Below are 21,279 nucleotides of genomic sequence, written 5' to 3'. Positions count from 1 at the left end.
CCCCAGCACTCTTCTCGGGGGTGCGGGGGCGTAGCCCCCGCTGGGGGTTTGGGGGTAACCCCCACCCCTCTCTCCGGGGGTGTGGGGGCGTAGCCCCCACGAAACCCCCTGCTGTCAGCGGTAGTTCACGAATTGCAGGGCGATGTCGAAGTCGCTGTTCTTGAGCAGCGAGATGACCGCCTGGAGGTCGTCACGGCTCTTGGAGCTGACGCGGAGCTCCTCGCCCTGGATCTGCGCCTTGACGCTCTTGGGACCCTCGTCGCGGATCTTCTTGGCGATCTTCTTGGCGTTCTCGGAGGTGATGCCCTGCACGAGCTCGCCTGTGATTTTGTACACCTTCCCGGAGGCCTGCGGGTCCCCGGCCTCGAACGCCTTGAGCGAGATGTCGCGGCGAATCAGCTTCTCCTTGAACACCTCCAGCGCCGCCTTCACGCGATCCTCGGACTCGGCGCTGATGATGATCTTCTCCTCGCCCGACCATTCGATGCTCGCGCCCGTCCCGCGGAAGTCGTAGCGCTGGCTGAGCTCCTTGCCGGCCTGATTCAGCGCGTTGTCGACCTCCTGCCGGTCGACCTTGCTGACGACATCGAACGATGAATCGGCCACACTCTGCTCCTGTCCGCGAGAGGGAAAGATCGGGTTTTCAACCGTCGACGCTAGCCGGTCTGCCATGGCGGTATCCAGCCGGTTTGCATTCCGGGCAGGGGTTCGGGGTATTCTGCTCAGCGCACCGGATACGGCGCACGGCAGATTGCCCGAGCGGCCAATGGGAGCAGACTGTAAATCTGTCGGCGAGAGCCTACGTAGGTTCGAATCCTACATCTGCCACTCCCTGAAGAACCCCCGTGGACTCACGTCCACGGGGGTTCTTCTGTTTCCGGGCCCGGCATCGGGCGAACCTGGCGAACGACTCCACCGGGTACCCAGTTGATCTACCGCAAAAACCGGTCCTGAACAGCCGGTTTGGAGCTTGGGTCCGATGTTGTGTAACCTCGTTCAAGTCTTCAGCGCCCCGGTGCAAAGCCCGGAGCAACGCAGACACGCCCCCTTAGCTCAGTCGGCAGAGCGTTTCCATGGTAAGGAAAAGGTCAACGGTTCGATTCCGTTAGGGGGCTCGCCGGATTGCCGGTGGTGACCGACTTGGCAACTCCAGGAGATGACCGGGAAGCCGCCACCGCAATACAGCGCACATATGGCGGTGTAGCTCAGTCGGTAGAGCAAACGACTCATAATCGTTGTGTCGCCGGTTCAAGTCCGGCCATCGCTACCCCATACTGATTAACCATCAGGTTGACCGGAAAGAAGGCAAATCGTGGCCGCGAAGTCCACTGATATCCGGCCAAAGATCACCTTGGCCTGCGAGCAGTGCAAGCACCGCAACTACATCACCAAGAAGAACCGGCGTAACGACCCGGATCGGCTGGAGCTCAAGAAGTTCTGCCCGAACTGCGGTACCCACCGGGCGCACCGCGAATCTCGCTAACTTAACCCCGCGCGATCTACCGCGTGGAAGAAGTGCCGGATCGGCAAGCTGCTCCGTCCCCCAGACAAGGGGACAGTGGCCCCGGTCCGGCACTTGGTGTATATAGCGGTTTGGTCAGCGCTCCGCCGGCCCGGATGCGGGTCAGATAGGAAACTTCCTACCGTGACGATCAACACCGAGGCCGAAAAGGCCGAAACCGTCGAGGCTTTCGATCCGGCCGCGCACGCCGCCGCCATGGTCGGCCATCACTACCGCGTGGACGACTACTACGAGGTCGGCCGCGAGAAGGTGCGCGAGTACGCCCGCGCCGTGCAGGACTACCACCCGGTGCACTGGGACGAGGACGTCGCCCGGGAGTACGGGCACGACGGTCTGGTGGCGCCGCTCACCTTCATCTCCCTGGTCGGAATTCTGGCCCAGCGCAAGCTCTTCGAGCAGATCGTCACGGGTTACGACCTGAGCCAGATCATGCAGACCGATCAGATCCTGGAATTCCACCGGCCCATCAAGGCCGGCGATCAGCTCTCCTGCATCGTCTACCTGCACTCCTTCCGGCAGGCCTTCGGCGGCGACATCATCGTCACCAAGAACGATGTCGTCGCGCAGAACGACGAACTGGTGCTCACCACCTACACCACTCTCATCGGCCGCAGCGGCGGTGATATCGATCCCAATATCGACGAGACCGTGCGCAAGGTGCTCATGCACGGCATCGGCCCGGACGAGCGGGTCGAGCACCACGCGCCCAGCCTGCCGCTGGCCATTCCGGAGCCGCCGCAGCCGATCGAGGTGACCGCGCGCGGCGAGGTGAAGCCGGGCAAGCACGCCATCCGCTTCGAGGATGTGGCCGCCGGCGACGAACTGCCCGCGCGCGTGGTGCGCCTCACCCGCGGTGACCTGGTGAACTACGCCGGCGTCTCCGGCGACGCCAATCCGATCCACTGGAGCGATGATGTGGTGAAGCTGGCCGGCCTGGAGAACGTGGTCGCGCACGGCATGCTCACCATGGGCCTGGGCGGCGGTTTCGTCACCTCGTGGCTCGGCGATCCGGGCGCGGTCAAGGAGTACAACGTCCGATTCACCAGCCCGGTGTACGTGCCCGCCGAGCGTCCCGCGGAAATCGAGTACACCGGCAAGGTCAAGTCGGTGGATCCGGAAACCCGCACCGCGGTGGTCGCCATCGTGGCGAAATCGGAGGGCCGCAAGATCTTCGGCCGCGCCACCGCGACCGTGCAACTGGCCTGAGCGAGCGCCCGGCCCCGATTGGCGATTGCCGATCGGGGTAACGTACACTCGGGAATCTGGGGTCACCAGCCGCTGCGCGCTGCTCCGAGGAGCGGCGCGCGTGCTTTGTGAATACCCGGCATGTACAAATGAATAGATAATGGTGGCTGGGCGACCCAATGTTCAGCCGAAGGGGCGTAGCTCAATTGGCAGAGCAGCGGTCTCCAAAACCGCAGGTTGCAGGTTCAAGTCCTGTCGCCCCTGCCCTGAATGCCAGCGACGAGAGAGGATCGACGTGAGCGACGAGCGGGATTCTCGCCACGAAGATGGCGAAGACACCGCCGCGGTGGCTCGTCCGAGCGGCAAGCGTTCCGCCCGGCGATCGCGTACCGCGTCGTCGTCTGCGAACGGTGTCGCGACGATCGATCGCCCCTCGGTGCCGGCCAAGGCAAAGCAGTCCGGCAAGGCCGGTCGCAGCGGAACGGGCAATCCGTTCAAGCGCCTGGTGAAGTTCCTGAAGGAAGTCATTTCCGAACTTCGCAAGGTGATCTGGCCCAACCGCAAGCAGATGGTCACCTATACGACCGTTGTTCTGGTGTTCGTGGTCTTCATGGTTGCGTTCATCAGCGGTTTGGACGTGGCACTGATCAAGGGTGTCAACTGGCTCTTCGGCTAGCGGACCGTCGGCGCCGGGTAACCGGACCCCGAGCAGAGGCGGGGGCCGGACCATCCGCCGGGTGTGACCCCGGCGCGCAGAGGATTACGTGACGACAAGGAAGCGAGTGCCCCAGTGAGCACCCCGGAGAACGGCACAACCGAGGAATTCCCGGTCGACGACGTGATGGACGAGACCATCACCGACGTCGAGGACGCCGTGGACCCCGCGCCGGCCGACGAGGAAGCCGCCGCTGGGTCCGGTGACGCCGAAGACGCAGCGCCGGCCGCGCCCGTCGACGCCGAGCCCGCCGATCCCGTTGCCGAGATGAAGGCCGCGCTGCGGCGCGCCCCCGGCGACTGGTACGTCATCCACTCCTACGCCGGCTACGAGAACAAGGTGAAGACCAATCTCGAGACCCGCGTGCAGAACCTCGGTCTCGAGGACTACATCTTCCAGGTCGAGGTGCCGACCGAAGAGGTCACCGAGATCAAGAACGGCCAGCGCAAGAACGTCAACCGCAAGGTGCTGCCGGGCTACATCCTGGTCCGCATGGACCTCAATGACGAGTCCTGGGGCGCGGTGCGCAACACCCCCGGCGTCACCGGTTTCGTCGGCGCCACCTCGCGTCCCTCGCCGCTGTCCATCGACGATGTGGTGAAGTTCCTGGTTCCGGCCGCGCAGCAGAAGAAGGCCGCCCCGGCCGCCGCCGCTGCCGCCACCGGCGCCGAGACCGCGGGCGAGACCCCGGTCGTGAAGCCCACCATCGAGGTCGATTTCGAGGTCGGCGAGTCGGTCACCGTCATGGACGGCCCGTTCGCGACGCTGCCCGCCAGCATCTCCGAGGTCAATGCCGAGCAGCAGAAGCTGAAGGTGCTGGTCTCGATCTTCGGCCGCGAGACTCCGGTCGAACTGGCCTTCACCCAGGTCGCCAAGATCTAGTTGGAGTCGGGGGCGCTTTGGGCCTCCGATGAACCTGCGACTACACTTGCCGGGTTGCGCCTGCGCTTAGCTTGACTGTCGTCAAACATGCGGGGGCGCATGTCCCGGATAAGGCTTGCGGATATTCCGCAAGGAACCTAACCAAGGAAGAAAGATGCCCCCGAAGAAGAAGAAGGTCTCTGGGCTTATCAAGCTCCAGATCCAGGCCGGCCAGGCCAACCCCGCACCGCCCGTCGGTCCGGCGCTGGGTCAGCACGGCGTGAACATCATGGAGTTCTGCAAGGCGTACAACGCCGCGACCGAGTCGCAGCGCGGCAACGTCATCCCGGTCGAGATCACGGTCTACGAAGACCGCTCGTTCGACTTCAAGCTGAAGACGCCGCCCGCCGCGCGTCTGCTGCTGAAGGCCGCCGGTGTGCAGAAGGGCTCCGCCGAGCCGCACCGCAACAAGGTCGCCCAGGTCACCATGGATCAGATCCGCGAGATCGCCAAGACCAAGCAGGAAGACCTCAACGCCAACGACATCGACGCCGCCGCGAAGATCATCGCTGGTACCGCCCGCTCGATGGGTATCACCATCGCGGAGTAGAGCTTTCGAGCTCGTGTGGGAGGGACCGCCTGTCCCGCACCACTTCTGACTTAGACAAGGACAGAGAAACATGGCAAAACGAAGCAAGGCTTATCTCGAGGCGGCCGCCAAGGTCGACCGCTCCGCGCTCTACGCTCCGCTGGCCGCCGCGCGGCTGGCGAAGGAGACCGCCACCACCAAGACCGACGCCACCGTCGAGGTCGCCGTCCGTCTGGGTGTCGATCCCCGCAAGGCCGATCAGATGGTCCGCGGCACCGTCAACCTGCCGCACGGCACCGGTAAGACCGCCCGCGTCATCGTGTTCGCCGTCGGCGACAAGGCCGCCGAGGCCGAGGCCGCCGGTGCGGACGCCGTGGGCGCCGAGGACCTGATCGAGCGCATCCAGGGCGGCTGGCTGGAGTTCGACGCCGCCATCGCCACCCCGGATCAGATGGCCAAGGTCGGTCGTATCGCGCGCGTGCTGGGCCCGCGCGGCCTGATGCCGAACCCGAAGACCGGCACCGTCACCCCCGATGTGACCAAGGCCGTCAACGACATCAAGGGCGGCAAGATCAACTTCCGCGTCGACAAGCAGGCCAACCTGCACTTCGTCATCGGCAAGGCTTCCTTCGACGAGAAGAAGCTGGCCGAGAACTACGGCGCCGCCCTCGACGAGATCCTGCGCGTCAAGCCCTCCACCGCGAAGGGCCGCTACGTCAAGAAGGTGACGTTCTCCACGAACACCGGACCGGGCATCCCGGTGGATCCGAACCGCACCCGCAACTTCGCCGAGGAAGACTGATTCTCGGGGAAGTGGCTGCGTAGCAACGCAATAGCCTGAAGGGCTGGTACGGAATCTCCGTACCAGCCCTTTTGCTTTACCCCGTTTTGGCAGATAGAGAGCGGTCCGCTATAGTGGACGACGGTCATCGGCTCGTCCGGTGATCAACCCCAATCGTTCTACCGAAGACCGTTGGTTGCTGCCCCTGGGGCAGTCGAAGGTCCGGCAACATTGCCGGCGGCCCACGCAGGGAGAGCCGAGGTTGGGAAACAATATTGCGAGCAGCTGTTCGCCGTTGTTTCTTCTACGCCCCGGGACCACTCTGCGTCCGGGGCGTTTGCTTTGTCTCCGGGCCTCCACCGGGAAGTCGGTAGTACATATACACACCGACCATCCAGAGAGGAGGCGAAGTATGGCAAAGCCTGAAAAGGTCACCGCGGTTGCGGAGATCAAGGAGCAGTTCGCGACCGCGACGGCCACCGTTGTCACGGAATACCGTGGCCTGTCGGTCGGCAAGATCACCGAGCTGCGTCGTGCCCTGGGCGCGAACGCCACCTACTCCGTCGCCAAGAACACCCTGGTCAAGCGCGCTGCCGCAGAGGCCGGCGTGGAAGGCCTGGATGACTTGTTCGTCGGTCCGACCGCCATCACCTTCATCAAGGGTGAGCCGGTCGACGCCGCGAAGGCGCTCAAGGCTTTCGCCAAGGACAACAAGGCGCTGATCATCAAGGGCGGCTACATGGACGGCGTCGCGCTGTCCGTGTCCGAAGTTGAGCGGATCGCCGACCTGGAGTCCCGCGAGGTCCTGCTGGCCAAGCTGGCCGGCGCCATGAAGGGCAACCTGTCCAAGGCTGCCGGTCTGTTCGCCGCCCCGGCGACCAAGGCCGCCCGCCTGCTCGTGGCCCTCGAGGAGAAGAAGCGCAACGAGGCCGCTTAATCGGCATCGGCGTTTCCGAGTCCTTGCGACGACGAATCAGTCACCAACACAAAGCATTTCATCGCCGCCCCGCGGAGATGACCCCACCCGAAAGGAAACACAATGGCCAACGTTGAGCAGCTGCTCGAGGAAATCGGCAACATGACCCTGCTGGAGCTCTCGGAGTTCCTGAAGGCGTTCGAGGAGAAGTTCGAGGTCACCGCTGCCGCTCCGGTCGCCGTTGCCGCCGCTGCCGCCCCCGGTGCCGCCGCTGAGGCCGCCGAGGAGCAGGACGAGTTCGACGTCATCCTGGAGTCGGCCGGCGACAAGAAGATCCAGGTCATCAAGGTCGTCCGCGAGATCGTCTCCGGCCTGGGCCTGAAGGAAGCCAAGGACCTGGTCGAGGGCGCCCCGAAGCCGATCCTGGAGAAGGTCGCCAAGGATGCCGCCGAGGCCGCCAAGGCCAAGCTGGAAGAGGCCGGCGCCAAGATCACCGTCAAGTAATTCGACGGAAGCTTGGTTGCGGTAACTCCGCATCTCGTGAAAGGGCGGTCCCCGATTGGGGGCCGCCCTTTTCGCATGTCGTGGCCCGTGATTGCCTCGTGATTTGTTTACTCATCAGTCAGGTCCCGGTGTCCGAGACGGACGGCATGCGATACAGTGGCCGAACCTACTGTGATGCGCCCCACCGCGCATGGGCCGCCACGGTAGTGCGCTCGTCGGAGAAATTGTGGAGGTTGGCGTGGGCGTCGAGGTCAGGACCGAGGGCATCACCAAGTCGTTCGGTTCGCAACGAATTTGGCAGGATGTCACTCTGACGCTGCCGCCGGGGGAAGTCAGTGCGTTGCTCGGCCCCTCCGGTACCGGTAAGTCCGTCTTTCTGAAGTCGCTGATCGGTCTGCTGCGCCCCGAGCGCGGCTCCATCTACATCGATGGCACCGATATCACGACCTGCTCCAACAAGGAGCTCTACGAGATCCGCAAACTGTTCGGCGTGCTGTTCCAGGACGGCGCGCTGTTCGGGTCGATGAACCTGTTCGACAATGTGGCCTTCCCGCTGCGCGAGCACACCAAGAAGAGCGAATCCGAGATCAAGAAGATCGTCATGGAGAAGCTCGAGCTGACCGGTCTGCTGGGCGCGGAGGGCAAGCTGCCGGGTGAGATCTCCGGCGGTATGCGCAAGCGCGCCGGCCTGGCCCGCGCCCTGGTGCTGGATCCGCAGATCATTCTCGTCGACGAGCCGGACTCCGGTCTGGATCCGGTGCGCACCACCTATCTGTCGCAGCTGCTGATCGATATCAACGCCCAGATCGACGCCACGATCCTGATCGTCACCCACAACATCAACCTGGCGCGCACGGTGCCGGACAACATCGGCATGCTGTTCCGCCGCAATCTGGTCATGTTCGGTCCCCGCGAGGTGCTGCTCACCTCCGACGAGCCGGTGGTCAAGCAGTTCCTCAACGGCCGCATGATCGGCCCGATCGGCATGTCCGAGGAGAAGGACGAGTCACAGATGGCCCGCGAGCAGGCCATGTTCGACGCCGGCCACCACGCGGGCGGCGCCGAAGAGGTCGAGGGCATCATCCCGCAGATGAAGGCCCAGCCGGGTATGCCGGTGCGGCAGGCGGTGCATCGCCGCCGTGAGCGGGTGCGTCAGATCCTGCACACCCTGCCCCCGGCCGCGCAGGAAGCCATCCGGGAATCGCTGGAGTCCAATGGCGATGCCGACACGCAGGTCCTTCCCGCCTATCAGGGCTCGTTCGACACTACAGTTCGACAGAACCTGACTAACGGGTAACATACGCCGCGTGAACCAAACCCTGACGCGACTGCGCACCCCGGTCGAGTCGGGTCTTGCCCAGGCCGGCAACATCTTCGCGCTGCTCTTGGATGTCATGCGCAAGACGTTCCGCCGGCCGTTCCAGTGGCGGGAGTTCCTCGAGCAGTCGTGGTTCATCGCGAGTGTCTCGATTCTCCCTGCGGCTTTGGTGGCAATCCCGTTCGGCGCGGTGGTGGCTCTGCAGACCGGCTCGCTCATCAAGCAGCTGGGCGCGGAGGCCTTCACCGGCGCCACCAGTGTGCTGGCAACCGTGCAGCAAGCCGCACCGGTGGTGACCGCGCTGATCATCGCCGGGGCGGCCGGCTCGGCCGTCGCCGCCGATCTCGGCTCGCGCACCATTCGCGAGGAGATCGATGCCATGGAGGTGCTGGGCATCGACCCCATCCACCGCCTGGTGGTGCCGCGCGTGCTGGGCATGATGCTGGTCGCCCTGCTGCTCAACGGCCTGGTCTCGGTGGTCGGCATTGTCGGCGGCTACGGCTTCAATGTCGGCCTGCAGGGCGGCACGCCGGGCGCCTACCTGGCCTCGTTCTCCGCGCTGGCGCAGCTGCCCGACCTCTGGATCGGCGAGATCAAGGCGCTGATCTTCGGCCTCGTGGCGGGCGTCATCGCCGCCTACAAGGGCCTGCATCCCAAAGGGGGACCGAAAGGAGTAGGCGACGCCGTGAACCAATCCGTGGTGATCACCTTCCTGGTGCTGTTCTTCCTGAACCTGATCCTCACCCTGATCTACCTTCAGGTCGTCCCCGCCAAGGGCGCGTGATCCATGGTTGTCTCACAGCGCACCACCGCTTTCACCCGGGGGGCGCGCCGGATGACCGGCGTGCTCAAGGCTCCGGTGAACCTGGTCGACCGGGCCGGGGACCAGATGTCGTTCTACACGCGCGCCATCGCGTGGATTCCGAAGACCGCCGTGCACTACCGCAAGGAGGTCATGCGGCTGCTGGCCGAGGTGACCTTCGGCTCGGGTGCGCTGGCGGTGATTGGCGGCACCATCGGCGTCATCGTGTTCATGTCGGCCTCGGTCGGCGTGGTCGTGGGCCTGCAGGGCTTCAAGGCCCTGGACGCGCTGGGCTCCGGTGTGCTCACCGGCTTCCTGACCGGCTACATCAATACCCGTGAACTCGCGCCCCTGGTTGCGGCGCTTGCGCTTTCGGCGACGGTGGGCTGTGGTTTCACCGCGCAGCTGGGCGCTATGCGGATCTCGGAGGAGATCGACGCGCTCGAGGTCATGGCGGTGCCGGGCGTGCCGTTCCTGGTGACCACGCGCGTGATCGCCGGATTCCTGGCGGTCATTCCGCTCTACATTGTCGGCCTGCTCGGCACGTACATCGCGTCACGGCTGATCAGCATCTATTTCAATGGTCAATCCAGTGGTTCCTACGACCACTATTTCAGTCTCTTCCTGCCACCCGAAGACGTCATATATTCGTTCATCAAAGTGCTCGTCTTCGCCTTCGTCATCATCCTGGTGCACTGCTACTACGGCTTCAATGCCACCGGCGGTCCCGCGGGTGTGGGCGTGGCGGTCGGCCGGGCGGTGCGCGCCGCCATCGTGCTCATCAATATTCTGGATTTCTTCCTGTCCCTGGCGATTTGGGGCACGACCACGACGGTGCGGGTGGCCGGATGAGCAACCCCAGGCGCGTGCAGTTCTGGCGCTCCACCGAGAAGCTGCGCTCGCGCACCCTCGGCGTGCTGTTCTTCGTGGTGGTGGCACTGTTCCTGTGGACCACCGTGGCCATCTACAACAAGCAGTTCGTGCAGACGGTGAAGGTGGATCTGATCACCGATACCGTCGGGAATGCCCTGACCCGCAATGCCGATGTGAAGGTCCGCGGCGTGACGGTCGGCGAGGTGCGCAGCAGCGAATTCAACGGCAAGGACGTCACGCTGCAACTGGCGCTGAATCCCGATATGGCCGACAAGATTCCGGCCAATGTCTCCGCGCGCCTGCTGCCCAAGACACTGTTCGGCGAGCGCTACATCGAACTGGTGTGGCCGGCCGAGCCGAGCGCACAGCACATTACCGCGGGCATGACCCTGCACCAGGACACCAGCGGCGATGCCGTCGAGGTGAGCCAGCTGCTCGATCACATCCTGCCGCTGCTGCAGGCGGTGCCGCCGCAATACCTGGCCTCCACGCTGGGCGCGGTATCGCAGGCGCTGCAGGGCCAGGGTGAGGAGCTGGGCCACACCATCGATCGGCTCGACACCATCTTCACCCAGGTGAACACCGAATTGCCCACGCTGCAAGAGGATCTGCGCAGCTTCGCCGAGGTGGCGGACACCTACGCCGATGCCGCGCCGCAGCTGGTGGACGCGCTGAACAATCTGCGCACCCTCAATGCCACCGTCGTGCAGAAGCGCTGGGATATCGACACGCTCATGGCGGTGCTCACCCCGAGCTCCTCGGATCTGGCCGACTTCCTGGTGGCCAATCGCGACAACATCATCGATGTGGCCGCCGACTCCCGGCCCGCGCTGGAGGCTCTGGCCAAGTACTCGCCGGGATACTCCTGCGCGCTGGCCAATTTCGCGCAGATGAAGCCGCGCATCGACGAGATCTTCGGCATCGGCACCGATATGCCGGGCTCGCGCGTGACCGTCGAGATCGTGAATCCGCGCGGCCGCTATGTGCCCAATCAGGACGAGCCGCGCTGGTTCGATCCGCGCGGACCCATGTGCATTCCGGAGTACCCGCTGGGCGTGGATCCGGGCCAGTACACCAATGGCTCGGCCAATGACGGCTCCTACCAGCCGCCCAGCCGCACCCCGGGTGATCAGGCCATCGGCATCATGCCGGAGCCGCAGTACAAGGTGTTCGGGCCGTTCACCCCGACCACCGTGGGATCCCCGCTGGAGCAGCAGACGCTGAACGCCATCGGCGGTGCGGCGCAGGGTGTTTCGCCGGATCAGGTGCCGGGCTGGATCTCCCGCATCTCGGCGCCGGCCTTCCGCGGGAGTGAGGTGACCATCCGATGAAGGATCTGCTGCGCGGCCTCGGGCCGACCATTACCAAGCTCGCGATCTTCATCGCGGTGACCGTCTTCGCCACCGGCATGCTGGCGCTGACCATTGCCAATTACGGCGGTGGCGGCACCACGTTCAATGCCCGCTTCACCGATGTGACCTCCCTGAACCCCGGCGACGAGGTGCGCATCGCGGGCGTGCGGGTGGGCAAGGTGACCAAGGTGTCCATTGTGGACAAGCGCCTGGCGAATGTGGAATTCCAAGTCTCCGACCGGGATTGGCTGCCCGCCTCCACCACCGCGACCATCAAGTACCGGAACCTGGTGGGGCAGCGCTATATCGCGCTGGAACAGGGCGCGGGGGAGCAGGGCCGCAAACTCAACGAGGGCGGCACCATCGGGCTGGATCGCACCAAGCCCGCGCTCAATCTGACCGAGCTGTTCAACGGCTTCCGGCCGCTGTTCCAGACCCTCACGCCCGATGACGTGAACAAGCTGTCCTACGAGATCATCCAGGTCTTCCAGGGCGAGGCCGGCACCATCCGGGATCTGGTGGCCAATACCGCCGCCCTCACCAACAAGATCGCCGACAAGGACGCGGTGATCGGCGCGGTGGTGGAGAACCTCAACAAGGTCCTGGCCGCGGTGAATTCCCATGACGGGCAACTGGATCAGCTCATCGTCAATACCGAGGCGCTGATCACCGGGCTCAATGCCGAACGCGGCACCATCGGCTCGGCCATCAGCTCGCTGGGCAATCTGGCCGATGCCACCGCGGATCTGCTGGTTCCGGTGCGGCCGAATCTGCAGGGCGCCATCGCGGGCCTGAATCAGCTCACCGGCACCCTCAACGAGCGCTCCGACGAGGTCAACCAGGGCCTGGCCAACCTGCCCATCAAGATGGAGAAGCTGGGCCGCGCCGCGAGTTACGGCTCCTGGTTCCAGTTCTATCTGTGCGGCATCGACATTGTCGCCGGACCCGGTCTGCAGGACGCTCAGCAGCTGAACATGCCTGCCGCACTGGAACATATGCCGACCATCAACCAGCCGATCTATACGAATCCGGCCCCGCGCTGCCATGGGAAGGGAGGCCGCTGATGGACGACCGTGCCGTGCTCGGCAAGCGCAGTCCGGCGTTCATGGGCGGACTGGGCCTGATCATGGTGCTGCTGGTGACCATGACGGCCTTCAGTCTGGACAAGCTGCCCATCATCGGCGCCGGCACCAAGTACACCGCCGAATTCTCCGAGGCCGCGGGCCTGAAGAAGGGCAATGAGGTCCGCATTGCCGGCGTGAAGGTCGGCTCGGTGCAGGACGTGCGCCTCGACGGTGACAAGGTGCTGGTGGACTTCCGCACCCAGGACGCCTGGATCGGCAATGAGACCTCGGCGTCCATCCAGATCAAGACGCTGCTCGGGCAGAAGTACCTGGCGCTGGATCCCAAGGGCTCCGGCCCGGCCGATCCCAGCGATCCGATTCCGCTGTCGCGCACCGTTTCTCCCTATGATGTGGTGGACGCCTTCAGCGATGCCGCCGCCGATATCGAGCAGACCGACACCGCGCAGCTGGCGCAGAGCATGAAGGTGCTCTCCGAGGCGTTCTCGGCCACCCCGCCGGAGATCCGCGGTTCCATCGACGGCGTGGCCCGCCTGTCGGAGTCGCTGGCCAAGCGCGACGATCAGCTCAAGACGCTGTTCGCCGCCACCAAGCAGACCACCCAGGTGCTGGCCGACCGCAATGCCGAATTCGAGCGGCTGCTCGCCAAGGGCGGCCAGTTGCTGGCCGAGCTGAACGTGCGGCAGCAGGCTATCGGGCAGCTGCTCTCCGGCGCGAAAACCGTTGCGGCGGAACTGACCGCGCTGGTGCACGACAACGAGGAGCAGATCGGTCCGGCGCTGACCAACCTCAATGCCTCCATCGACCTGCTCAATGCCAATCAGGCCAATATCTCCAAGACCCTCACTCTGGCCGCGCCGTTCTACGGGCTGTACGCGAACGTGCTGGGCACCGGCCGCTGGTTCGACGCGGTGATCACCAATCTGATCCCGCCGGCCCTGCCCGAGATTCCGGGCGACCGTGAGCCGATCCGGAAGATGGGAGGCTAGCCATGGCGAAGAATCCGCTCACCGCCCTGCAAGCGGCCAGTCCCAAGAGCAAGCTCATCGCGGGTGTGGCGGCCGTGGCGGTGCTGCTGGCCGCGGCCGGCTGGTGGGGCTGGGACAAGCTCAACACCACCACCATCACCGCGTATTTCGATCGCTCCGTGGGCATTTACGAGGGCTCGGATGTGCGCATCCTCGGGGTGCCGGTCGGCAAGGTCGACTCGGTGACGCCGGAGGGCGAGCAGGTCAAGGTCGTCATGTCGGTGGACCGTAAGTTCGATGTCCCCGCCGATGCCAAGGCCGCGCAGATCACGCCGTCGGTGGTCTCGGACCGGTACATCCAGCTGGCCCCCGCCTACCAGGGCGGGCCCAAGATGGGGCGCAATGCCACCATCCCCAAGGACCGCACCGCGACCCCGGTCGAGGTGGACCGGCTCTACAAGAGCATTACCGAACTGTCGGATGCGTTGGGCCCCAATGGCGCCAACAAGGACGGTGCGGTGAACGAGCTGGTGCGCACGACCGCGCAGAACCTCTCCGGCAATGGCGAGGCGCTCGCCAACAGCTTCACCCAGCTGTCGAAGGCCGCTGCCGCACTGTCGGATTCGCGCACCGACATCTTCGACACCGTGAAGAACCTGCAGGAGTTCGTGCAGATGCTCGGCGAGAACGACGCGCAGGTGCGGACTTTCAACACCCAGCTGGCTTCGCTGACCGGGTTCCTCGCCGGTGAGCGCCAGAACCTCGGCGACGCTTTGAATCTGCTGTCCATCGCCCTCGGCGATGTGGCCCGGTTCATCGACGACAACCGGGAACTGGTGCAGTCCAATGCCGAAGCGCTGACCAAGCTCACCCAGACCCTCGCCGATCAGCGCGATGATCTGGCCACCGCGCTGCCGCTCATTCCGACCGCGCTGAGCAATCTCATCAATGTGCACAACGGTGAGACCGGCACCCTCGATATGCGGCCCAACTTCACCGATCTGCAGGACCCGTTCGGCGTGCTGTGCAAGATGCTGGACCTGGGCAAACTGCGGCCGGGCGATCCGAAGTTCGATGCCATCACGCGGCAGATGCAGCCCATCCTGGACCACTGCAAGATCATTACCGACCAGCTCACCGCAGGCGTGAAGACGCCGACGCTGATCCTCCCGTTCGGCATCCTCAGCGGGGACAACGAACAGCGCAATGTGGTTCCGGGCACCGTGCCGGGCAATGAGTCCGATGCGCTGCCGCCGTCCGAGGGAGGTGGCCAGCGATGACACGCCTCGCCCTGAAAAGACTTGCCCCGAAAAGACTTGCCCTGACCGCCGTGTCGCTCGGCGCGGTGACGCTGCTGGCCTCCGGCTGCGGCGGCGTGTCCAGCATTCCGCTGCCCGGCGGCGCGGAGGTGGGCTCGAATCCGCTGCACATCGACATCCACTTCTCCGATGTGCTGGACCTGGTGCCGCAGTCGACGGTGAAGGTCGACGGCGTCGCGGTCGGCCGCGTCGACAAGATCGAGCTTGCCCCCGACGGCTGGACGGCCAGCGTGAAGACGGTGGTCAAGAACGACGTCAACCTGCCGGCCAATGCCCGGGCCGAGGTGCGCCAGTCCAACCTGCTCGGTGAGAAGTTCATCGAATTGTCCGCGCCCGCCAATGATCCCGACACGGCGAAGCTGAAGGACGGGGCCACCATCCCGGTCCAGAACACCCGCACCGCCACCGAGGTGGAGCAGGTGCTCGGCGCGCTCTCCCTGCTGCTCAACGGCGGCGGCGTGGCACAGCTGCAGCCCATCGTGGTGGAGCTGAACAAGACCCTGGAGGGCCGCGAGGGCAAGGTGCGCTCCCTGCTGGAGCAGGCCAACACCCTCATCGACGGGCTCAATCAGCAGGTCGACGACATCACCCGCGCCCTCGACGGGCTGGCCACGCTCAGCTCCCGCGTGGGCACCCAGACCGAGCAGATCTCCAAGATCCTCGACGAGCTGCCGCAGGGCATCCAGATCCTCAATGAGCAACGGCCGCAGCTGATTCAGCTGCTCGCCCAGCTGGATCGGGTGGGGCAGGCCGGATTCGACATCCTGGACAGGTCCAAGGACGACCTCATCACCGACCTGTCCTCGCTGCGCCCGACGCTCCAGGAACTCGGCAACTCCGCCGGTGACCTGGTGACCGCGTTCCCGCTCATCCCCACCTACCCGTTCCCGGACGAGGCCATCAAGTCCGCCTTCGGCGGCCAGGTCAACACCTGGCTGTCGGTGGACCTGGAGATCGGCACCCTGCTGTCGAATCTCGGTGTGGGCAAACCGGATCCGGTATACCTCCCGCCGAACGGCCGGCAGGTGAACGTGGATCCGTCCAACCCGTACTACAACGGCAACGGCCCGCGCGGCGGCTGGCCCACCATCTCGCTGCTGCCGTTGCCGCCGACCGTGGTGCGCCCGGCCGGGCAGCCCGGTCCCACCGATCCGCTGGGGACGATTCTCGAGCAGCTGGGAGTGGGTGGTCCGCGATGACGAAACTGGTGCGCTATCAGCTGATCGCCTTCGGCCTCATCGCCGTGCTCGGCGTCGCCTTCGTCGGCGCCAAATACGTGCGGCTGGACAATATGCTCGGCTTCGGCCTCTACCGGGTCACGCTGCAGATGCCCGAGACCGGCAATCTGTCCAAGGGCGCCGAGGTCACCTACCGCGGCGTCCCGGTCGGCCGGGTCGGCGATCTGGACATCACCCCCGACGGCGTGGTCGTCACCCTCGAAATGGATTCCGGCAAGCCGAAGGTCCCGCTGAGCGCGCAGGCCGTGGTGGCCAACCGCTCCGCCATCGGCGAGCAGTACGTGGATCTGCAGCCGACCAGCTCCGGTGCGCCGTACCTGAAGGACGGCTCGGTCATCGTGGGCGCGCAGCTGCCGATCCGGGTGGAGACCCTGCTGGGCAGCGTCGACCACTTCGCGAGCACCACCGACCTGGTGGCGCTGTCGACCACCATCACCGAGCTCGGCAAGGCCTTCGACGGCAAGGGCGACGATCTGCAGATCCTGGTGGACTCGCTCAACAAGTTCAGCCAGACCGGTATGGAGAACCTGCCGCAGACCCTGGACCTCATCCGGCAGGCCAAGACCGTGCTGCAGACCCAGGAGGAGCAGTCCCCGGCCATCCGGCAGTTCTCCGACGGCCTGGATCAGCTTGCCGCGCAACTGCGTTCCAATGATCCCGATATCCGCCGCCTGATCGGCACCGGCACCGATTCCGGCGATCAGATCCGCCGGCTGCTGGCCGAGAGCGGCCCGGCGCTCACCACGGACCTGACGAATCTGCGCACCCTGCTGATCGCCATCTCGCCCAAGTTCTACGCCCTGGGCCCGGTACTGCAGATGCTGCCGCTGCTGTCCATCGGCGCCTCGGCCACCGCCCCCGGCGACGGCACCACCCACTTCGGCCTGGTCCTGGAGACCAATAATCCGCCGGCCTGCACCGTGGGTTACGAAGGCACCCAGCAGATCCTGGCCGAACAGAAGGCCCAGAACCCGAACTTCGACGACACCCGCGACGACTTCCCGTTCAACACCAACGCGAAATGCCTTGTCCCGCAAGGCAGTGAAACCGCGGTGCGCGGCGGTGAGCGAGCCGAGCTGGCCGATCCCAGCGTGCCGCAGCCGTGGGACGACAAGCCGAAGTACGATCCGGACAAACTCAACCTGAACCCGGTGGCGACCCAGCTGGCCACGCTCATGGGCGTCACCCCGAAGCGGTGACGTACCGAGCGGAGGCCGCGTCGCACCGGGCGGAAAGTATGGTGGCGGCGTGAGCCAGCAAAAGGACAGCGAACAGAGCGCAAACCTCGGGAAAGCGGCGGAATCGGCCGCAGCCGAGGCCGCTCGCCCGTCCGCGCCGGACGCTGATTCGCGGCCGAAGGCGACGAAGGACGCGTCGGAGCAGACCGGTTCGCGCAATCCCGTGACCCTGGCCGCGATCGGCCTGCTGGCCATCGCGGCGGTGGCCGCCGCCTGGTTCGGCGGCACCTGGATCGTGGACGGGCTGCTGCACGACCGCCCCCGCGCCCAGGCCCGCGAGGCCGCGCTCAGCGATGCCCAGCAGGCGGCGGTGAACCTCATGTCGTTCAACCCGGACGATGTCGACGGCTCCCTGAAGACCATGATTTCCTCCACCACCGGGCAGCTGCACGACGATCAGACCAAGGATCTCGACTCGCTGAAACAGCAGGTCACCGAGGCCAAGACGCGCATGTCCGCGAGTGTCGAGGGCTCCTCGCTGACCTCGCTGAACAGCGAGCTCGACCACGCCGGGGCCTTCGTGGTCCTGAAGATCACCCGCAGCTGGCCCGGCGGACAGCCCGCCACCTTCCTGCAGTCCTGGTCGCTGGACATGGTCAAGGTCGGCGACACCTGGAAGGCCGAGAAGGCGCAGAACCTCGGCGAGCCCATCCAGCTCGACTCCGGCGGCGCGGCCCTGCAGCAGCAGCCCGCCACGGAGGCGCCCGCGCCGGCGCCGACCACCGAACCGACCCCCGCGCCGGGCAACTAGCAGGGAGTGACCATGGCCAACAAACGTCCCGTCAACCGGGTCACCTCGAAGCGCCGCCCGGCCGCCCAGCGCAGTGCCGGCAACCGCGTCACAGCCGCCGACGTCCAGGCCGCGGAGCGGCCGACCGCGGCGGCGGAGCAATCGACGAAATCCGGCCGCGCCGCCATGTCCGCCCGGATGAAGAAGGTCACCCGGCCGAAGCCGAAGCCCGAGCCGGGTGGCTCGGCGCGGAACCGCCGCACGGCCGCCCTGTGCGGCGGCGCGGCCGTCGTGCTCGCGCTCGTCGCCGTGGTCGGCTTCCTGCGTCCGGGCGCCGACGACAGCAATCTCGCCTACGTCGACAACGGCGCCACCGATGAAGTGAAGGCCGCCGCCCAGCACGCCCTCACCACCATCTACGGCTACAGCGCCAAGGACATCGACAGCTTCCGCGACAATGCCCGCAAGGTCATGACCGGCAAGATGCTCGACGAGTTCAATGCCGACAAGACCCTCGACACCGGCATCGACGCCATCAAGCAGACGCAGACCGATACCAAGGCCACCGCCGACCCCATCGGTGTGACGCTGCTGACCGGCGATCGCGCCGAACTCCTGGTGAATCTCAATATCGAGGCGGTCAAGGACGGCAACCCGCAGCCCCTGGCCTCGGGCCCGATCGTGCTGCGCATGGAGAAGCGCGACGGCGCCTGGCTGGCCTCGGAGATCGCCGACAAGTGATCTTGTAGCGGGGCAGGGGAACTCGCAATTGTCAACTCGCTCCGCCACTTGACGAGTTTGGCCGGAGCCGTCACGCTATTCACAACAGCGGCGGCTGTCACAGGGGAAACAGACGCCGACGAGGCCCGGCACATCGCAGCCAGCGGACGCCGGGGACCGGTCGGCCCACGGCGCGAACGTCGTCGCGAGACGGTTCGGATCACCGTTGTGAACGGTGTGGACATCGTCACGGACACGCTTCGGCGCGTTAGCCCTCCGGGGATCACCGCGGGTGGTACTTTGACACCCCCGTAGGTTTGGGTGTAGTTTTGGACGTTGCGCTGGCTGCCTCCTGTCCATACCTTGATCGCATCGACGAAAGTTCCACCTTCCGGTGTTACTTACGCTGTTTGCTGTTCGGGTTTCGTTCGGGTCGTAACCAGCGGAATTCGTAGCAGACAAGCGACGGTCGCGGACCACCACGCGACGCGCGTGAGGTGCTGGAAGGACGCATCTTGGCAGTCTCCACCCAGACCAAGGCCGGTATTCCCGGAGCCCCGAAGCGGGTGTCTTTCGCGAAGATTCGTGAGCCTCTCGAGGTTCCGGGCCTTCTCGATCTACAAACCGAATCATTCGCATGGCTCGTCGGCGCATCGGATTGGCGGGAGCGCGCCACGGCGCGCGGCGACGTCAATCCGTACGGCGGTCTCGAGGAGGTGCTCGAGGAGCTCTCGCCGATCGAGGACTTCTCCGGTTCCATGTCCCTGTCCTTCTCCGACCCGCGCTTCGAAGAGGTCAAGGCCTCCATCGAGGAGTGCAAGGACAAGGACATGACCTACGCGGCGCCGTTGTTCGTCACCGCGGAGTTCATCAACAACAACACCGGTGAGATCAAGTCTCAGACGGTCTTCATGGGCGATTTCCCGATGATGACCGACAAGGGCACCTTCATCATCAACGGCACCGAGCGCGTGGTCGTCTCGCAGCTGGTCCGTTCGCCGGGCGTGTACTTCGACGAGTCGATCGACAAGTCCACCGAGAAGACGCTGCACTCCGTGCGCGTCATCCCGTCCCGCGGTGCGTGGCTGGAGTTCGACGTCGACAAGCGCGACACCGTCGGCGTGCGCATCGACCGCAAGCGCCGCCAGCCGGTCACCGTGCTGCTGAAGGCACTGGGCATGACCGCCGAGGAGATCACCGAGCGCTTCGGTTTCTCCGAGATCATGATGTCCACCCTGGAGAAGGACAGCACTCCGGGTCAGGACGAGGCGCTGCTGGACATCTACCGCAAGCTGCGTCCGGGCGAGCCGCCGACCAAGGAGTCCGCGCAGACCCTGCTGGAGAACCTGTTCTTCAAGGAGAAGCGCTACGACCTGGCCCGCGTCGGCCGCTACAAGGTCAACAAGAAGCTGGGCCTGAACCTCGACAAGCCGGTCACGGGTTCGGTGCTGACCAAGGAAGACATCGTCTCCACGATCGAGTACCTGGTCCGCCTGCACCAGGGCGATCGCCTGATGACCGCGCCGGGCGGCGCCGAGGTTCCCGTCGAGGTCGACGACATCGACCACTTCGGCAACCGCCGTCTGCGCACCGTGGGCGAGCTGATCCAGAACCAGATCCGGGTCGGCCTCTCCCGCATGGAGCGCGTCGTCCGCGAGCGCATGACCACCCAGGACGTCGAGGCCATCACGCCGCAGACCCTGATCAACATCCGCCCGGTGGTGGCCGCGATCAAGGAGTTCTTCGGAACCTCGCAGCTGTCGCAGTTCATGGACCAGAACAACCCGCTCTCGGGTCTGACCCACAAGCGCCGTCTGTCGGCGCTGGGCCCGGGCGGTCTGTCCCGTGAGCGCGCCGGCCTGGAAGTCCGCGACGTCCACCCCTCGCACTACGGCCGCATGTGCCCGATCGAGACCCCGGAAGGCCCGAACATCGGCCTGATCGGCTCGCTGTCGGTGTACGCGCGGGTCAACCCGTTCGGTTTCATCGAGACCCCGTACCGCAAGGTCGAGAACGGCCGCGTCACCGATGAGGTCAAGTACCTCACCGCCGACGAGGAGGACCGCGAGGTCCGCGCCCAGGCGAACTCGCCGGTCGACCGCGACGGCAACTTCCTCGAGGAGAAGGTCCTCGCGCGCCGCGGCAACGAGGAGATGGAATACGTCTCCCCGGCCGAGGTGACCTACATGGACGTCTCGCCGCGCCAGATGGTGTCGGTCGCGACCGCCATGATCCCGTTCCTCGAGCACGACGACGCCAACCGTGCCCTCATGGGCGCGAACATGCAGCGTCAGGCCGTGCCGCTGATCCGTTCCGAGTCGCCGCTGGTCGGCACCGGCATGGAGCTGCGCGCCGCCGTCGACGCCGGCGATGTGGTCGTGAACCAGAAGGCCGGTGTGGTGGAAGAGGTTTCGGCCGACTTCATCACCGTCATGCACGACGACGGCACCCGCCGCTCGTACCGCCTGCGTAAGTTCGAGCGTTCGAACCAGGGCACCTGCGCCAACCAGCGTCCGATCGTGGATGAGGGCATGCGGGTGGAGGCCGGGCATGTGCTCGCCGATGG

At 65.5% G+C, this 21,279-nt stretch carries 21 protein-coding genes and 4 tRNA genes; 24 read left to right on the top strand and 1 reads right to left on the bottom strand.

What is annotated here, in order from left to right:
- Positions 1-114 precede the first annotated feature (114 nt).
- Positions 115-606 carry a YajQ family cyclic di-GMP-binding protein gene (locus ACFVIV_RS38585; RefSeq protein ID WP_379205194.1) on the bottom strand — a complete coding sequence of 164 codons (492 nt, stop codon included), beginning with the start codon at positions 604-606 and terminating at the stop codon, positions 115-117.
- Positions 607-745: 139 nt separating this feature from the next.
- On the opposite strand from ACFVIV_RS38585, the gene ACFVIV_RS38580 reads away from it, so the two are divergent.
- The 24 genes from ACFVIV_RS38580 to ACFVIV_RS38465 form a co-directional block, all read left to right on the top strand.
- Positions 746-828, top strand: a tRNA-Tyr gene (locus ACFVIV_RS38580).
- A 214-nt stretch (positions 829-1,042) separates the two neighbouring features.
- Positions 1,043-1,115: transfer RNA gene (locus ACFVIV_RS38575), tRNA-Thr, on the top strand.
- A 79-nt stretch (positions 1,116-1,194) separates the two neighbouring features.
- Positions 1,195-1,267, top strand: a tRNA-Met gene (locus ACFVIV_RS38570).
- Between the two features lie 45 nt (positions 1,268-1,312).
- On the top strand, positions 1,313-1,483 hold the full coding sequence (rpmG, locus tag ACFVIV_RS38565; RefSeq protein WP_029925945.1) for a 50S ribosomal protein L33: 171 nt from the start codon (positions 1,313-1,315) through the stop codon (positions 1,481-1,483).
- Between the two features lie 162 nt (positions 1,484-1,645).
- Positions 1,646-2,728 (top strand): fused (3R)-hydroxyacyl-ACP dehydratase subunits HadA/HadB, encoded by a 1,083-nt coding sequence (locus ACFVIV_RS38560; RefSeq protein WP_379205193.1) that lies wholly within the window; start codon positions 1,646-1,648, stop codon positions 2,726-2,728.
- A gap of 170 nt (positions 2,729-2,898) precedes the next feature.
- Positions 2,899-2,971: transfer RNA gene (locus tag ACFVIV_RS38555), tRNA-Trp, on the top strand.
- Positions 2,972-3,002: 31 nt separating this feature from the next.
- Positions 3,003-3,383, top strand: coding sequence for a preprotein translocase subunit SecE (secE, locus tag ACFVIV_RS38550; protein WP_379205191.1), 381 nt, complete (start codon positions 3,003-3,005; stop codon positions 3,381-3,383).
- A 114-nt stretch (positions 3,384-3,497) separates the two neighbouring features.
- Positions 3,498-4,304, top strand: a complete 807-nt coding sequence (nusG, locus tag ACFVIV_RS38545; RefSeq protein WP_379205189.1) for a transcription termination/antitermination protein NusG — start codon at positions 3,498-3,500, stop codon at positions 4,302-4,304.
- A 154-nt stretch (positions 4,305-4,458) separates the two neighbouring features.
- The gene (rplK, locus tag ACFVIV_RS38540; RefSeq protein WP_379205188.1) at positions 4,459-4,893 is read left to right on the top strand and encodes a 50S ribosomal protein L11; all 435 of its coding nucleotides are present in this window, start codon (positions 4,459-4,461) and stop codon (positions 4,891-4,893) included.
- Positions 4,894-4,963: 70 nt separating this feature from the next.
- The gene (gene rplA, locus ACFVIV_RS38535) at positions 4,964-5,674 is read left to right on the top strand and encodes a 50S ribosomal protein L1 (protein ID WP_379205186.1); all 711 of its coding nucleotides are present in this window, start codon (positions 4,964-4,966) and stop codon (positions 5,672-5,674) included.
- 391 nt (positions 5,675-6,065) lie between these two features.
- Positions 6,066-6,590 carry a 50S ribosomal protein L10 gene (rplJ, locus tag ACFVIV_RS38530; protein WP_379205185.1) on the top strand — a complete coding sequence of 175 codons (525 nt, stop codon included), beginning with the start codon at positions 6,066-6,068 and terminating at the stop codon, positions 6,588-6,590.
- Between the two features lie 102 nt (positions 6,591-6,692).
- Positions 6,693-7,073, top strand: coding sequence for a 50S ribosomal protein L7/L12 (gene rplL, locus ACFVIV_RS38525; RefSeq protein ID WP_379205184.1), 381 nt, complete (start codon positions 6,693-6,695; stop codon positions 7,071-7,073).
- Between the two features lie 190 nt (positions 7,074-7,263).
- Positions 7,264-8,370, top strand: a complete 1,107-nt coding sequence (locus tag ACFVIV_RS38520; protein ID WP_379205182.1) for an ABC transporter ATP-binding protein — start codon at positions 7,264-7,266, stop codon at positions 8,368-8,370.
- Between the two features lie 97 nt (positions 8,371-8,467).
- Positions 8,468-9,175, top strand: coding sequence for an ABC transporter permease (locus tag ACFVIV_RS38515; protein WP_245721933.1), 708 nt, complete (start codon positions 8,468-8,470; stop codon positions 9,173-9,175).
- 51 nt (positions 9,176-9,226) lie between these two features.
- Positions 9,227-10,045 carry an MlaE family ABC transporter permease gene (locus tag ACFVIV_RS38510; RefSeq protein WP_379205196.1) on the top strand — a complete coding sequence of 273 codons (819 nt, stop codon included), beginning with the start codon at positions 9,227-9,229 and terminating at the stop codon, positions 10,043-10,045.
- A complete protein-coding gene (locus tag ACFVIV_RS38505; protein ID WP_379205181.1) occupies positions 10,042-11,397 on the top strand; it encodes an MCE family protein in 1,356 nt (451 codons plus the stop codon). Before ACFVIV_RS38510 ends, ACFVIV_RS38505 begins: the two co-directional genes overlap by 4 nt.
- Positions 11,394-12,482, top strand: coding sequence for an MCE family protein (locus ACFVIV_RS38500; RefSeq protein WP_379205179.1), 1,089 nt, complete (start codon positions 11,394-11,396; stop codon positions 12,480-12,482). Before ACFVIV_RS38505 ends, ACFVIV_RS38500 begins: the two co-directional genes overlap by 4 nt.
- Positions 12,482-13,489, top strand: coding sequence for an MCE family protein (locus ACFVIV_RS38495; protein ID WP_379205177.1), 1,008 nt, complete (start codon positions 12,482-12,484; stop codon positions 13,487-13,489). The genes ACFVIV_RS38500 and ACFVIV_RS38495 overlap by 1 nt, the downstream gene beginning before the upstream one ends.
- Before the next feature lie 2 nt (positions 13,490-13,491).
- A complete protein-coding gene (locus ACFVIV_RS38490) occupies positions 13,492-14,748 on the top strand; it encodes an MCE family protein (protein WP_379205176.1) in 1,257 nt (418 codons plus the stop codon).
- Positions 14,745-15,986: an MCE family protein gene (locus tag ACFVIV_RS38485; RefSeq protein WP_379205174.1), complete on the top strand. Its 1,242-nt coding sequence runs from the start codon at positions 14,745-14,747 to the stop codon at positions 15,984-15,986. The genes ACFVIV_RS38490 and ACFVIV_RS38485 overlap by 4 nt, the downstream gene beginning before the upstream one ends.
- Complete coding sequence (locus ACFVIV_RS38480) at positions 15,983-17,224, top strand: MCE family protein (protein ID WP_379205172.1); 1,242 nt, start codon at positions 15,983-15,985, stop codon at positions 17,222-17,224. The genes ACFVIV_RS38485 and ACFVIV_RS38480 overlap by 4 nt, the downstream gene beginning before the upstream one ends.
- 49 nt (positions 17,225-17,273) lie before the next feature.
- Complete coding sequence (locus ACFVIV_RS38475; RefSeq protein WP_379205171.1) at positions 17,274-18,014, top strand: hypothetical protein; 741 nt, start codon at positions 17,274-17,276, stop codon at positions 18,012-18,014.
- Positions 18,015-18,026: 12 nt separating this feature from the next.
- Positions 18,027-18,734, top strand: coding sequence for a hypothetical protein (locus ACFVIV_RS38470; RefSeq protein WP_379205170.1), 708 nt, complete (start codon positions 18,027-18,029; stop codon positions 18,732-18,734).
- A gap of 476 nt (positions 18,735-19,210) precedes the next feature.
- Positions 19,211-21,279: DNA-directed RNA polymerase subunit beta (locus tag ACFVIV_RS38465; protein ID WP_379205168.1), on the top strand; the 2,069-nt coding region annotated here is incomplete at its 3' end.

Origin of the sequence: Nocardia sp. NPDC127526 (assembly GCF_042672265.1) — a bacterium.
GTDB lineage: Bacteria > Actinomycetota > Actinomycetes > Mycobacteriales > Mycobacteriaceae > Nocardia.
Note: the sequence above shows the minus strand (reverse complement) of the source record. Positions and strands in the feature narration are given on the sequence as shown.

What these genes read in the sequence shown, in the direction of transcription:
- ACFVIV_RS38505 (WP_379205181.1), top strand. Translation starts at nt 10,042, where the DNA reads ATGAGCAACCCCAGGCGCGTGCAGTTCTGGCGCTCCACCGAGAAGCTG.
- rplK (WP_379205188.1), top strand. Translation starts at nt 4,459, where the DNA reads ATGCCCCCGAAGAAGAAGAAGGTCTCTGGGCTTATCAAGCTCCAGATC.
- rplL (WP_379205184.1), top strand. Translation starts at nt 6,693, where the DNA reads ATGGCCAACGTTGAGCAGCTGCTCGAGGAAATCGGCAACATGACCCTG.
- ACFVIV_RS38500 (WP_379205179.1), top strand. Translation starts at nt 11,394, where the DNA reads ATGAAGGATCTGCTGCGCGGCCTCGGGCCGACCATTACCAAGCTCGCG.
- ACFVIV_RS38510 (WP_379205196.1), top strand. Translation starts at nt 9,227, where the DNA reads ATGACCGGCGTGCTCAAGGCTCCGGTGAACCTGGTCGACCGGGCCGGG.
- ACFVIV_RS38480 (WP_379205172.1), top strand. Translation starts at nt 15,983, where the DNA reads ATGACGAAACTGGTGCGCTATCAGCTGATCGCCTTCGGCCTCATCGCC.
- ACFVIV_RS38515 (WP_245721933.1), top strand. Translation starts at nt 8,468, where the DNA reads ATGCGCAAGACGTTCCGCCGGCCGTTCCAGTGGCGGGAGTTCCTCGAG.
- ACFVIV_RS38490 (WP_379205176.1), top strand. Translation starts at nt 13,492, where the DNA reads ATGGCGAAGAATCCGCTCACCGCCCTGCAAGCGGCCAGTCCCAAGAGC.
- rplJ (WP_379205185.1), top strand. Translation starts at nt 6,066, where the DNA reads ATGGCAAAGCCTGAAAAGGTCACCGCGGTTGCGGAGATCAAGGAGCAG.
- rplA (WP_379205186.1), top strand. Translation starts at nt 4,964, where the DNA reads ATGGCAAAACGAAGCAAGGCTTATCTCGAGGCGGCCGCCAAGGTCGAC.
- ACFVIV_RS38485 (WP_379205174.1), top strand. Translation starts at nt 14,745, where the DNA reads ATGACACGCCTCGCCCTGAAAAGACTTGCCCCGAAAAGACTTGCCCTG.
- ACFVIV_RS38470 (WP_379205170.1), top strand. Translation starts at nt 18,027, where the DNA reads ATGGCCAACAAACGTCCCGTCAACCGGGTCACCTCGAAGCGCCGCCCG.
- ACFVIV_RS38520 (WP_379205182.1), top strand. Translation starts at nt 7,264, where the DNA reads ATGGGCCGCCACGGTAGTGCGCTCGTCGGAGAAATTGTGGAGGTTGGC.
- ACFVIV_RS38495 (WP_379205177.1), top strand. Translation starts at nt 12,482, where the DNA reads ATGGACGACCGTGCCGTGCTCGGCAAGCGCAGTCCGGCGTTCATGGGC.